Origin of the sequence: Enteractinococcus coprophilus (genome assembly GCF_006716305.1) — a bacterium.
GTDB lineage: Bacteria > Actinomycetota > Actinomycetes > Actinomycetales > Micrococcaceae > Yaniella > Yaniella coprophila.
The window spans coordinates 167,490-179,725 of record NZ_VFOU01000001.1 but is presented as its reverse complement, the minus strand read 5'-3'; the positions used below and the strand labels follow the sequence as shown (position 1 = coordinate 179,725).

At 58.2% G+C, this 12,236-nt stretch carries 14 protein-coding genes and 1 riboswitch; of the genes, 4 read left to right on the top strand and 10 right to left on the bottom strand.

The window, feature by feature from the left end; genetic code table 11:
* Positions 1-30 precede the first annotated feature (30 nt).
* Positions 31-510, bottom strand: a complete 480-nt coding sequence (locus FB556_RS00890) for a MarR family winged helix-turn-helix transcriptional regulator (RefSeq protein ID WP_141863895.1) — start codon at positions 508-510, stop codon at positions 31-33.
* A 179-nt stretch (positions 511-689) separates the two neighbouring features.
* Between FB556_RS00890 and FB556_RS00885 the strand changes: the two genes are divergently transcribed.
* Positions 690-1,955 carry an MFS transporter gene (locus FB556_RS00885; RefSeq protein ID WP_141863893.1) on the top strand — a complete coding sequence of 422 codons (1,266 nt, stop codon included), beginning with the start codon at positions 690-692 and terminating at the stop codon, positions 1,953-1,955.
* Here FB556_RS00885 and FB556_RS00880 read toward each other — a convergent pair.
* Positions 1,952-2,389 carry a hypothetical protein gene (locus FB556_RS00880; RefSeq protein ID WP_141863891.1) on the bottom strand — a complete coding sequence of 146 codons (438 nt, stop codon included), beginning with the start codon at positions 2,387-2,389 and terminating at the stop codon, positions 1,952-1,954. The genes FB556_RS00885 and FB556_RS00880 overlap by 4 nt on opposite strands.
* On the opposite strand from FB556_RS00880, the gene FB556_RS00875 reads away from it, so the two are divergent.
* Positions 2,379-2,729, top strand: a complete 351-nt coding sequence (locus FB556_RS00875) for a hypothetical protein (protein WP_141863889.1) — start codon at positions 2,379-2,381, stop codon at positions 2,727-2,729. The two genes, FB556_RS00880 and FB556_RS00875, sit on opposite strands and share 11 nt — an antisense overlap.
* A 745-nt stretch (positions 2,730-3,474) precedes the next feature.
* On the opposite strand, the gene FB556_RS00865 is transcribed toward FB556_RS00875, so the two are convergent.
* The 3 genes from FB556_RS00865 to hisD all read right to left on the bottom strand — a co-directional run bounded on the left by FB556_RS00865 (position 3,475) and on the right by hisD (position 5,917).
* The gene (locus tag FB556_RS00865) at positions 3,475-3,843 is read right to left on the bottom strand and encodes an RNA-binding S4 domain-containing protein (protein ID WP_141863885.1); all 369 of its coding nucleotides are present in this window, start codon (positions 3,841-3,843) and stop codon (positions 3,475-3,477) included.
* A gap of 11 nt (positions 3,844-3,854) precedes the next feature.
* Positions 3,855-4,391: a flavin reductase family protein gene (locus FB556_RS00860; protein WP_246057133.1), complete on the bottom strand. Its 537-nt coding sequence runs from the start codon at positions 4,389-4,391 to the stop codon at positions 3,855-3,857.
* A 40-nt stretch (positions 4,392-4,431) separates the two neighbouring features.
* A riboswitch (SAM riboswitch) is annotated at positions 4,432-4,555 on the bottom strand.
* A gap of 48 nt (positions 4,556-4,603) precedes the next feature.
* Positions 4,604-5,917 (bottom strand): histidinol dehydrogenase, encoded by a 1,314-nt coding sequence (hisD, locus tag FB556_RS00855; protein ID WP_141863881.1) that lies wholly within the window; start codon positions 5,915-5,917, stop codon positions 4,604-4,606.
* A gap of 58 nt (positions 5,918-5,975) precedes the next feature.
* On the opposite strand from hisD, the gene FB556_RS00850 reads away from it, so the two are divergent.
* Positions 5,976-7,574: a mechanosensitive ion channel domain-containing protein gene (locus tag FB556_RS00850; protein ID WP_170200309.1), complete on the top strand. Its 1,599-nt coding sequence runs from the start codon at positions 5,976-5,978 to the stop codon at positions 7,572-7,574.
* A gap of 5 nt (positions 7,575-7,579) precedes the next feature.
* Here the strand turns inward: FB556_RS00850 and FB556_RS00845 are convergent, their stop codons facing one another.
* From FB556_RS00845 to FB556_RS00835, 3 genes are read right to left on the bottom strand one after another with little or no spacing between them, the layout of a single operon-like run.
* Positions 7,580-8,095, bottom strand: coding sequence for an O-acetyl-ADP-ribose deacetylase (locus tag FB556_RS00845; protein ID WP_141863877.1), 516 nt, complete (start codon positions 8,093-8,095; stop codon positions 7,580-7,582).
* Positions 8,096-8,097: 2 nt separating this feature from the next.
* Positions 8,098-8,529: a universal stress protein gene (locus tag FB556_RS00840; RefSeq protein WP_141863875.1), complete on the bottom strand. Its 432-nt coding sequence runs from the start codon at positions 8,527-8,529 to the stop codon at positions 8,098-8,100.
* A gap of 3 nt (positions 8,530-8,532) precedes the next feature.
* Positions 8,533-9,381, bottom strand: a complete 849-nt coding sequence (locus FB556_RS00835; RefSeq protein ID WP_141863873.1) for an MBL fold metallo-hydrolase — start codon at positions 9,379-9,381, stop codon at positions 8,533-8,535.
* Positions 9,382-9,393: 12 nt separating this feature from the next.
* Here FB556_RS00835 and FB556_RS00830 point away from each other — a divergent pair, with 12 nt between their 5' ends.
* A complete protein-coding gene (locus FB556_RS00830) occupies positions 9,394-10,494 on the top strand; it encodes a glutathione S-transferase family protein (RefSeq protein ID WP_246057132.1) in 1,101 nt (366 codons plus the stop codon).
* An 18-nt stretch (positions 10,495-10,512) separates the two neighbouring features.
* On the opposite strand, the gene FB556_RS00825 is transcribed toward FB556_RS00830, so the two are convergent.
* Both FB556_RS00825 and FB556_RS00820 read right to left on the bottom strand, forming a co-directional pair.
* Positions 10,513-11,253, bottom strand: a complete 741-nt coding sequence (locus tag FB556_RS00825) for an SDR family NAD(P)-dependent oxidoreductase (protein WP_141863869.1) — start codon at positions 11,251-11,253, stop codon at positions 10,513-10,515.
* A gap of 8 nt (positions 11,254-11,261) precedes the next feature.
* Positions 11,262-12,230, bottom strand: a complete 969-nt coding sequence (locus FB556_RS00820; protein WP_141863867.1) for an asparaginase — start codon at positions 12,228-12,230, stop codon at positions 11,262-11,264.
* Positions 12,231-12,236: the final 6 nt, after the last annotated feature.

Below are 12,236 nucleotides of genomic sequence, written 5' to 3'. Positions count from 1 at the left end.
CAGGTTCCAGTTGGAACCTGGCCTGAGACGTTAAGAGAATGGAAGCGTTCGATCCAATAAGTTTTTCAGGGCACTATGGTCACGGCGTGACAACGAAGCGGTGAGTGCCTCCTCAACGCGTTGTACTAACACTGCGGCTTGCTGATATAGACGCTTACCGTCTGCGGTGATGATCAGTGCTCGTGCACGTCGATCTTCTGGCACGGTCTGTCGTAGGAGTAACCCGCGAGCGGCAAGTCCTTTCGTAAGCGTGACAACTTGGGAGGCGTCGAGATGCAAGATATGGCCCAGATCTAGCTGGGTCGGCCTATGACCCCCGACAATATACGCCAGCGTCGTATATTGTCGGACATCTAGGTCTACCTGTTCCAGTGCCGCCTGCATTGTGGTCCGAAACTCGTGCTCAAGCTGTGTTAAAGCAAAGAACAATTGCCGGCCCAAGGCGGATGATTGGGCGGCAACCAGTGCGGTGCGGGCTCGCGTATGCTTCGACCCGAATGATGTGTGCATGCTGCTCCCAATCTATGGCTGCCTTCATTGCTTGACCCGCAATAGTTTCGAGCGTTCATCTAGTCGGCTCCGCTGTATATCTGACAGCGCTAACGTTGAAACGCTTGGTATTCTTGTCCAAGAATATCGCCCCTCGGTTCAGGCCGCGGTTATGTAAAAAGGAAACTTGTTCGCGACCTATGAAGAAACGCTCCACGACCCCGCTGCCGGGTTGGTTATGGCTGATGGTGACCGCCGGCGTGTTGACGCAGACGACCGCAAACCTGGTTCGGCCGGTGACTAGCTATAAGCTCATTTTGCTTGGCTGGGGCGAAACAGAGATCGGCATCGCAACTGCGGCCTACGCCCTGTTACCGCTATTTGTTGCATTACCGTTTGGGCGGTTACAGGCGCGGCTGCGCTCACCTCGGAATTTTGTGGCACTGGGGGTGCTCATTTTAGCGACCGGTGCCGCCTATCTTGCACTCACGAATAATGTGATTCACCTAATGATCGCGTCTGCGGTCCTTGGTGTGGGACATCTGATGTTTACGATTGGCGGTCAAAGCATGGTCGCCAGACGTTCGCGAGCCACGCAGATGGACGCGAACTTTGGCTGGTTTACGGCGTCATTTTCTGTCGGGCAGATGCTTGGCCCGCTTCTGTCGGGGGTGTTATTGGGCGGGAGTTCCTTAGCTGAGGCACAGGCCGGCGGCGGGGATTTGTCGTTCAGTATCGATCTGGCCCTGTGGATCGGTGCGATCACTTCGATTGTCGCGGTGCCGGTCTTGTATGTTCTGCGCTCTACGCAGCCGCCTCCGACCACTGCGACACAGGACTTAGTGACCGTGGAGCCGGGTATGAAACCCTCGGCACTTAATATTCTGCGGCTTCCCGGTATTGCGTCGCATATGCTAGCCGCGCTGGCGTTGCTTGCGATTTTGGATATTTTGGTGGCCTTCATGCCGCTGGTGGGTGAGTCTGTTGGAGTATCGCCCTTGGTCATCGGAGCGCTCTTGGCTACGCGCGGCGCCACATCAGTGTTGTCCAGAATATTCATCCGTCCGTTATCCGCGCGGTTTTCTCGCAACACCCTGGTCCTGGTGGCACTCCTGGTTTCCGCAGTAGCTATTGCTGTAGTGCCCGCCGTGTTGGGCTTCGGTCCGGTGGGGATTGCAAGTGCGTTTGTGTGCATGACCATCGGGGGCTTCACCCTAGGGGTAGGCCAGCCGATGACGATGACGTTGATCTCCCAAGCGGTCCCACGCTCGTGGCGCGGCACAGCATTAGCGTTGCGGCTGATGGGCAACCGTATCGGTCAGGTCACACTGCCGATTGTCGCCAGCCTGGTGACAGGCCCCGTCGGTCCGGCCGGCGGGATTTGGTTCGCGTGTGCTGTCTTGGGAATATCGGGCGCCGAACGGTTAATCAATAAGCGCACCGGCCCGAATGTGTCACCTCGTTAGAGATTGTGTCGGCGGCGTTTCAGCAACCAGAAAATCGCTAGGCCCAGACACAGAGCAGCGATCAGGCTGGGTACGAGCGCATTGGATGTGCGATTGGATATCCGCTCATCAGCTGACGCGAGGTGATCGGCTGGCGGCCGGTCAGCCCTGTCAGGTGAACTCAGTCGTGCCTTGATTGCCTCGAGTTCCTCTTCAGAGACCGGGGGAAGCGTTTCTAAATCTGGTGGCCCTTGGTCAGCGCTGCGCGGTTGAAGCATGATGAGCCCCGAGCCAGGCTGTACATCAATGCCTAATAATTGCGGCAAGAGATGACGCGGATCGTGAGAGAACTGCCGAATAATGCGCGGCCCAATCTGGCCGGAGGGCCGACGCTGCGTGGTTGATTCCTGTTGCTGAGTCGTCCCCGATGGCAGCAACGATGGCGTGGTAGACATTGGTGGGCTACTGGCTGGTCTACTGGGTGCCGCGGACGACGAGCCTGGGGCTGTGACTGTTGGCTTCGATGGTGCTGTCGGTGTCGGTGTAAGACCCGGAGATGTCTGGGAGGGACCTGGCGTCGGACGGCCCGAAGTCGGCGTTGTCTCAGGCTCAGTCGGGCTGGACGGAGTCGTCGGTTCGATAGTTTCAGTGGGCGTGGGTTCCGGTGGGGTAGGTTCTGCCGTGGTGGACGGTGCCGTCTCGATACATTCCCCAGTCAACGAAGCATTTTGCCATAGCTCTATGCCGACAGTGCTCCCGGAGTCTGGCCGCTCGATGACTATCGAGCTGTCGTGAATAGTCTGCGGATCAACGAGTTGACCGTTAACTTTCACAGTGAGCTCATCGAACGGGGGCTCAGGGGAGAAGTCAATGGTCAGTTGAGTACTCGTCACATCCACTTGGCATGACATTGCCAACGAGCGAGCCGCTGTATCGACCGGCGGACTGGGAGACACAGTCTGGCTGGCCGCTGATGTCGTTACCCCATTGGGATGAGTCATGGGAGTGGCTACGGCGTAGGCAGCAGGGACCAGACCGTAGGACACTAGACCTGTGATGAGTCCGACTCCTAAGCGCGCGAGAAAGTTCATGCCAATGGTGTCACCTTCTGGGCGATGAGGCCTCGGTCCGACTCGGTGACACTGCATTCGACGAGCTGGTCTGTGGAGATAAAGCCGTATCCTTGTCCGACGTTGAACCACTTGACGGTTCCCGATAGTCGATGAGACATAAGGCAGCTCGCGTTCCTTATCTGAGCGGGGAGGGTGTCGTTTCGAGGTATTTGACACCAGATTTTAGGCTACTGGAAAAGCCCGTTTTATAAAACTCTGCGGAACGATATCAAGACGCATGATCTAAAAGTATGTGGATGGCGCTCCCGGGTCTTCATTAAATACGATGAAAAATCCCGCCGCCTGATGAAAGGGGATCATCGGGCGGCGGGATCTTTACAACATCACTCGCACCTTGAAGAGGTATCTATAGTCTAAGGAAACTTGTTTGAAGTTGTCCGAACGTTTGCTGGGAGGTTCCTGTGTATCTAACGGTTAGTATAACCACGCAGGCGATCGAGCTCCCGGCGTTGTTTCTTCGTTGGTCGACCTGCACCGCGTTCACGCCGTGGAACCGCCAGCAGATGGCGAGCGACGGGCTCTGGCGAATGATCCTTGTACTGCTTTATGGCAATCGGGTGGCCAACACGTTTATCTAGCAGGCCGGTGACTTCGATAATGCGTTCGCGTCCGGGCTCTCGAAACGTCACAGTCTGACCAACCCGTAGTTTGTGGGAGGGCTTGACCGGGTCGCCGTCGATTTTGATTTTGCCACCTTTGACCGCAGTGTTGGCAGCGGAACGGGTTTTGAACAGCCGAACCGCGTGCAACCAGACGTCTACGCGAACAAAATCCATGAGCGCGGTTGTTAGTGATCGCGGACGTTACGGAACTGGGATTTATGGAATACCAATGGTTCGTGAACGTCAGTGAAATCGGCGATATTGTGCACTTCGAGCAGGGCCACTACGTGGTCGCCTGCTGGGAATTCACCGTAGATTGAGGTCTCTAGCCACAGCGCGGATTCAGCAACGAAGATCGCATCGTTGTTGGTCTCCAGGTTGAGACCCTCGAAACGATCGGCACCCTTGGCGGCCATCTGCCGGGCAATCGTGCCCTGACCTTCACCCAGAATTGAAATACCGATGCGATTAGTTTCACGCAGCACGGGCCAGGTGGTGGAAGTGTTTTGCACAGCCACTGAGACTAAGGGTGGCTCTAAGGAAACACCGACGGTGAATGACGAAGCGACCATGCCTTGTGCTACACCGTCTTGGGTGTAGGCGGCGAGTGCTGCGACGCCCGAGGGGAACTGGCCGAAGGCGCCGCGGAGCGACAGTGGCGATAGGTCGTTGGACAGTTGGGTGGTGGTCTGCAGGTGGTGGACTTGCAAAGTAGTTGTCACAATCATGCCTTCAAAGTTTTGCGCCCGAATATGCGCTCGAACGCTGTACTTGCCCGACACGGGGTGTTCCGTGAGGCCGAATCATCACCTGGGGCACCCCACTACAACGTGGGAGGGTTGCCGTCTTACCAGCCAGGGCTACGGTGCGGTAAGAACTCGTGATTCTGCAAAACAGACTAACCTATTTTGACCTGCCACGGCAGTGCAGTTTGTCACATTCCGTTAAATCGTTGCGCGATGGCCGTGGCATGGGCATGAAGTCCTTCGGAAGCGGCAAGCGCTTGGATGCCGTCAGCAAGTGGCTGCAGGCCGTCCTTGTCATAGCGAATGCGTTGTTGCAACCGGAGAAACGACACGGTATTGAGACCCGATGAAAACCGGGCGGTCCCGGAGGTAGGTAAAACGTGATTGGAACCAGCAGAGTAATCACCGAGTGGAACCGGCGCGTAGGGTCCCATGAAGATCGCGCCAGCGTGGGTGATCTTTGCGAGAACGGCTTCATTGTCTGCGGTTTGAATTTCCAGGTGCTCGGTTGCAATCGCGTTGGTGACCTCAATGGCTTCCTCCATTGTGGTCACAACCAGGGCACCCGACTGTTGTCCGGTCAGGGCTTCACGGATCTGACCTTCTAACACTGCACCAGGAACTTGCGCCTCGATTTCTGCCACCACGGACTCTGCGAAGTCCATCGAGGTGGTCACGAGCACCGAGGCTGCTAGCGGATCGTGTTCCGACTGGGAGATGAGATCGGCAGCGACCCAGGCTGGGTTCGCAGTCTCATCGGCTAAGACGAGGATTTCGGAGGGGCCGGCAACCGCATCAATGCCGACTTGACCGAAGAATGCCTGTTTTGCCGCAGCAACATACACGTTGCCGGGACCGGTAATCAGATCTACCGGCGCACAGACCGGGTTGCCTGCAGCATCCTCCACACCCAGTGCCAACATAGCAACGGCCTGTGCACCACCGGTTGCATACACTTCGTTGATGCCAAGCAGCTTGCAGGCGGCCAAGATCGTGGGGTGTGGCAGACCGTTGAAGTTGGCTTGTGGGGGAGACGTGACGACAATGCCCGGCACGCCGGCGGCTTGAGCTGGCACCACATTCATGATGACCGACGACGGATACACGGCTCGTCCGCCGGGCACGTACAAGCCCACTCGCTGGATCGGAACCCAGTGGTTTTCTACTGCTGCACCGTCACCGAGTGGGACAACAGTATCGGTTGGCACCTGCGCGGCGTGGACAGCACGCGCACGACGGATGGATTCTTCTAGCGCTGCGCGAACATCGTCGTCGAGTTCGGTTAGGGCTTGGTCGAGTGCGGAACTCGGTACTCGCAGGCTTTCAGGACGGACGCGGTCGAACTGTTCGGTCAGTTCCAACACTGCTTCGGCACCACCGGCTTTGACCTTGTCAATGATGGGTTGCACGATGGCTGAGGCATCAGCAACTTCAAGTTTTGCCCGCGGCATCACGGTTGCTGGATCATAGGTTGTGTTGCGCAAATCGGTGATGTGAAGCATGACTGTTAGTGTAGCCGTTTTCAGGTTTAGTTCAGATCGCGCTGAGAGGATGGTGCCTATGTTGCGTCACGAAACTGAAGAGGCCCCGGCTGAGCCGACCGAGGTGCCTTCACTGCCGAATATGGAAGAAGCCGTCCCCGAGGATGTGCAGAACTCGGCACTAGAAAATATCGAATCACTAGGCCCGCTGTTTGGTGTCTCGCTCAATATCGCCGTCGGGGTACTCATAGGGCTGCTCGTTACCGCAGCGGTCGCTCTCGTCGCTCGTTTTCTCCTACGATCGCGCAAACGCTTTTTATCCCATCTGAAAATTCTTCTGGTGCCCGCCTTCACGGCGATGGCTTTCCTCGGTGCCCGCATCGGCCTGGAACTGTCCGGCCGCGACATCGCGATGTATGACCTCTTGGCCTTCATACTGCTGATCGGTACGGCCTCAGGTTTTGCCTGGTTAGCACTGCGCCTCGTCAACGTCATTGAGCGGCGTGTTGAGGTGCGCTATGACGAAGTCACCACCGAAGATCGACGCGGTCGTCGCATCAAAACTCAGATGCAACTCATTAAACGCGTCCTGCACGCCATCATTATTGTGATCGCTATCGCTGCAATCCTGCTGGCCATTCCGCAGGTACGCGCTCTGGGCGCCGGTCTGTTGGCCTCGGCCGGTTTAATTTCAGTGGTCGCCGCTCTGGCCGTGCAAACCACGCTGACGAACGTTTTTGCCGGAATGCAGCTGGCTTTCACCGACGCGATCCGCGTGGGCGACGTCGTCGTGATGGACGATTACTACGGGACCATCGAAGACATCACGATGTCGTATGTTGTACTGAAAATTTGGGACGGCCGGCGCATTATTTATCCGTCGTCGTATTTCACCACCACTCCGTTTGAGAACTACACGCGCGTTGGGACCGAGATTTCCGCCGGAATCGATTTCCAAGTTGACTGGCGCGTGCCGGTAGATGCGCTGCGCGCCCGCCTGCGTGCGCTGGTAGAGTCCTCGGATCTGTGGGATGGACGTGACGCCAAGATCCAGGTCTTAGACATTGCCAATGATCGGGCAACCCTGCGCGTGGCGGTGTCAGCACGCAACGCCGGAGAGTTGTGGGACCTGCAGTGCCTGGTGCGCGAGGACTTCATCAAGTTCATTTCCGAAGAGCACCCGTATGCGATGAACGTGATGCGGATCGAACAAGCCCCGCCAGAACCCCGCGTTGAGACACCCGAGCAGCAACCCGAGCGCGAACCTGCTCAGCGCAAGCGCGCCAAGGAGCCCGCCCATCGCAGCAGTCGCTGGGATATGAACTCGGTGCCAAGCTTCGATCATGACAAGGCGCAGCGCTACAGTACTGAACCACCGGTTGAGATCGGGACGATTCCTACGATAACCCGTCGCCAACAGGAACAGGACGACGAGTTAGTCCCGACCGGTCCGGATACCTCATCGGTGCCGCTGACCAAACCGTCCGAAGATGGGACGATGTACACCGGCTCGGTTTCTGCGATTGAACGCAGCGCGGATATGGCAGGCCCCGGCGAAGAGGCCTACCGCAGTCGTGCGCAGAACACCAGCGAGCTCGAAGTCGTAGACCAAGGTCGCCGTGATGACGACGACCAGGAAGGTGCCGAGGACGACGACCGCCGCCGTCGTGACGACTAGCCACCCTACTTAGCCAGGTGGGCGTTGTAGAGCTGTTCCATGTCTTCCGAGAACGGCACGAACACTACTGTGGCAACCGAAATTTTAGACGCCATGGAGCGTACGGTGTCCACCGCAACGGCCACGGCGTCGTCGTGCGGCCAACCATAGACGCCGGCTGAGATGGTGGGGAACGCGACCGATGTGGCGCCCAGCTCATCAGCGACTTCCAGTGAGCGCCGATAGCAGCTGATCAGCAGGTGGCGCCGGTCCTTGGACTTTGCATAGACCGGTCCCACGGTGTGAATGACCCAGCGAGCGGGCAGTTTACCGGCTGTGGTCGCCACGGCGTCACCGGTTGGCAGACCATCGGGCAGCTCAGTAGCCCGTAACGCTTTGGTTGCTTCCAGGATCTCAGGTCCGCCGGCTCGATGAATCGCACCGTCGACGCCACCACCGCCTAATAATGTGGAATTGGCGGCATTGACGATCGCATCAACCTCGACGGTGGTGATGTCACCGCGTTGGACAACCAGTTCCATATCTAATCCTCTTCGTGCTTGGCCTGTTTCGTGACGGCAGTCTCGGGGACTTTAACTGAAACGACCGGAACCGGCAGTTCGCGCAGCAGTTCATCGGCAACGGAACCCATCATGAACTTGGAAAATCCGGTGCGTTTTGCGGTCCCAATGATCACCGCATAGGGGTGCAGCTCGGCGACGACGTCTTTAAACTCATCAGTGGTGGAGCGGCCGCGCGAGTATTTCCGCAGTTCCGTTGGCACGCTGAATCGGGCCAGATACTGTTCTAGCTGTTCGGTTTGGGCTTGCGTGAGCTCTGACTCCGAGCGTCGTTCTGCTCCGGGGCCGGCATTGACGACGACGACGCTCATGGACAGTTTCTCGGCGAGGTCAAGCCCGAAGTCTAGGGCTGCTCGTGATGGTTCTGACTCGGTGTATCCCACAATAATGGTCATGACTTAATCCTTCGGGCTAGCAAGCAAATAGTCCAGGGTTGCAGCCAAGGTTTTCATGGCTGGTCCGCGAACCACATCGGGCAGGTTGGGGTAGAGCCGCATCGATACATCACGCACGACGACCGACTCCCAATCCACCGGCGTCAAAATGGGTGGCAAATCTCGGATGAGTTCGCGTACCTGGTCCACACGTTCTAACCGGTGCGTACGATACTCCTCGGCAGTGCGAGCCACTGAGGCAAGAGTTGGGCCGTGGGCCGGCAGGATGGCCACCTGACGTCCGGCACCTTCCAGCCCCGCTAGGGTGTCCAAGGACTTCAGATAATCGTGGAGTGTACCGTCTGGGTAATCCAGCATGGTGGTGCCTTCACCCAGAATCGTATCCCCGGTCAGGACGGTCCCGCCCGGGTGCGGTGGCGCATGATCTTCGGGCAGGAAGAAGGATACTGAGTCGGAAGTGTGGCCGGGGGTTGCGACCACGCGGATCCGAGTGCCGCCGCCGGTGAGGACCTCCCCGCCGATCAAGGGCGGCGCATTGCGGCACCACTGCTCATCGACTGCCCGCACCGGCGCATCAAAGCGTTCAATAAAGGTGGGCAAGGCCCCCGTGTGGTCGAGATGATGATGGGTGATCAGGATGGTTTCGACCGTGCGATCACCCAACACTTTGCTGACCGCGTCAGCGTGGGCGGTGGCGCCGGTAGCATACCCCGGGTCCACGATCACCGCCGTGTCGGCCCCGGGCGCCGCGATGACATACGTGTTCGTGCCGCTCAAGGTCATCCCGGAAGGATTGTCCTGGGTAATTCGGGTTGTGAACAGGCTACTAGCCACAATGCTGGAAGAACTCATATGGTGAAGTCTATGGACTCTTCGACCAATACTGGATACTCCACACCCGGCAAACCATTTACTCGCGACACAAACTACATTAATGATCGCATCGTCGCCGACCCTGAAGCACACCGGGACGCCGACCCCTATGAATACAATACGATCGGTACCTTGACCACCGGTCTGACCAAAGATGCTGAAGCCTGGCCGGTCGAGGCCGGCCGGTACCGCTTGGTGGCGGCCCGCGCGTGCCCGTGGGCGAACCGGACGATTATCGTGCGTCGTCTATTGGGATTGGAAGACGCCATCTCGCTTGGCACTCCGGGCCCCACCCACGACGCGAACTCCTGGACTTTTGATTTGGATCCTGACGGCGTTGACCCGGTGCTGGGTACCCATCGGCTGCAGGAAAACTATTTCAAACGCTTCCCAGATTACCCACGTGGCATCACCGTACCGGCGATCGTGGACATCCCAACCGGGGGCGTGGTGACCAACGACTACCCGCAGATCACCCTGGATTTCTCTACCGAGTGGACCGCATTCCATCGTGACGGCGCTCCAAACTTACTGCCCGAAGAACACCTTGATGAGATGTTTGACATCATCAAACGCATCTTCACCGAGGTCAACAACGGCGTCTACCGTGCGGGCTTCGCCGGCTCCCAGGAAGCCTACGAGGATGCCTACGAGCGGTTATTTACCGCGATGGACTGGCTGGAAGAGCGCCTAACGACCCGACGGTATCTGATGGGTGAACACATCACCGAGGCCGACGTCCGCCTGTTCACGACCCTGGTACGTTTTGATCCCGCCTACCACGGACATTTCAAGTGCAACCGCAATAAGCTCATCGAATTCTCGGCATTATGGGCCTACGCGCGTGATCTGTTCCAAACCCCGGGCTTCGGGGACACCGTGGACTTCCAACAGGTCAAAGACCACTACTACATCGTCCACCGCGACATTAACCCTTCCGGCATTGTGCCCAAGGGTCCCGTACTGGCCGAATGGCTCACCGAGCACGGACGCCAGGACTTGGGCGGTTCACCATTTGGTGACGGCACTGCCCCCGGCCCGGTACGTGAGGGTGAAGGCGTCGACCCGGCCACGAACCCGCTGTACGCCTAACGCTGTCTACCGAACCCGTTAGGCTTCGGTACGTGGTCGAATCCACACCTCAGTGATCTGGGTATCCGAGGGGGCTTCGATCACGTGCCGGATGGTCCGAGCAACAGTCGAGGGCTTGATTAGGGTTTCGGGGAGCAGCAACGGATAGTTGTCGTCCCAGGCAATCATCTGCGTATCAACATATCCCGGCGCAACGGTTGCTACCCGGATCCGGTCAGCCTCCGTCCGCATCCGGACCCCATCGGCCAGGGCCTGCAGAGCGTGTTTCGACGCCGCATAGACCACATTATTTGGCGACGTCGTCCGCGAGGCTCCCGACCCTAAAAACACCACGGTTCCGGTGGCTTCTTGCAACTGGGGCAACAGCGTGCGAGTCAATTCAGAGGGCACAGTGACGTTGAGGTGCATGACCTCTGACCACACGGCCGCATTGGCGTCGTCGAAAGCGAATCGGGGCGCGATGGCCGCAACATTGAGCAGCGCATCGACGCGGGGTAACATTCCAAACGTGGTTGCAAACTCTTCGGTGTCGACCAGATCGCATTGCACCGGATAAATCTCTTCACCCAACCGGGACAGGGTCAACAAGCGAACCTCATCGCGGCCCTGCGCGACAATAGCGTAGTCGCCTACGAGTTCTTCGACGATCGCCTGACCAATGCCACCGGTAGCACCTGTGACCAGCACGACCGGTTTATTCGTCACGGCCAAAGCTTTCAGATGATCGGTGATTTTGAGCTGTTGTTGAGCGGTATTCATCGTACTCCTTAGCGAGTTTGGTCAGCGAACATAGTGCGCAGCGACTGCTCTGGTAGGGAGTGGGAAACTAACACGGCCAACAGGATGCGCGCCTGATACGTGTTGAGCTGATGCGCGCTCATGGCACCCGCATCCAACAGCGTGACCGCCCCGCCGTTACCATAAATGGGTGCTACCGGGCCGGCCGGCACCCGGGTCGAAAGCACTACCGGAATCCCGTCAGCCACGGCGGTTTCTACGGCGTCGGTAAATGCCGGTGGGGCATTGCCAGCACCCACGCCTTGCAGTACCAGCCCATCAACCCCGTGTTCCAACGCCGCATAAAATAAGGCTGCATCCGTGCCAGGCGCTGCATCAATGACCGGGATGTTAAGCTGCCCGAAGCGTTCTGTTGGCTCCTGAAGCACCGGATAGGACACCGGTGCCGCCAGGCGGGTGAGCTCGTGGTGATAGAACTCAGCGATCAGGGTGCCACCGGAAAAGGCCGATGTTGCCAGCGTGTGTTGTTTGCGAGTGCGACGGGCCGCATGAAATTGCGCATCAAATCCAACGACGACGCCGGCACCGCGCAGCGTGGCAGACCCCGCGGCCAACACGGCCTGGCGGAGGTTTTCTGGGCCATCAGTGTTGGGTAAATCGGCGGCACGTTGAGCGCCGGTCAGCACGACCGGTTTCTCGGAATCGTGGAACAGGGACAAAAAGAATGCAGTTTCTTCCATTGTGTCGGTTCCATGAGTCAGGACAATCCCGTCGATCTGCGGATCATCAAGAGCTTCCGCGACGGCGGCCCGGATTTTGAGTAGATCGGCAAACGTGAGATGAAATGAGTTAATGTGCAACACATCGTCGGTGGTGACGTTGGTGTCCAAGCCCGTGGCATCCAGGACATCGCCTGCCGAGTCTGCCACGACGGAACCACCGACGTCAGCCCGCGACGCGATAGTGCCGCCGGTACCTATTACATGCACATTGCTCATGAAGCC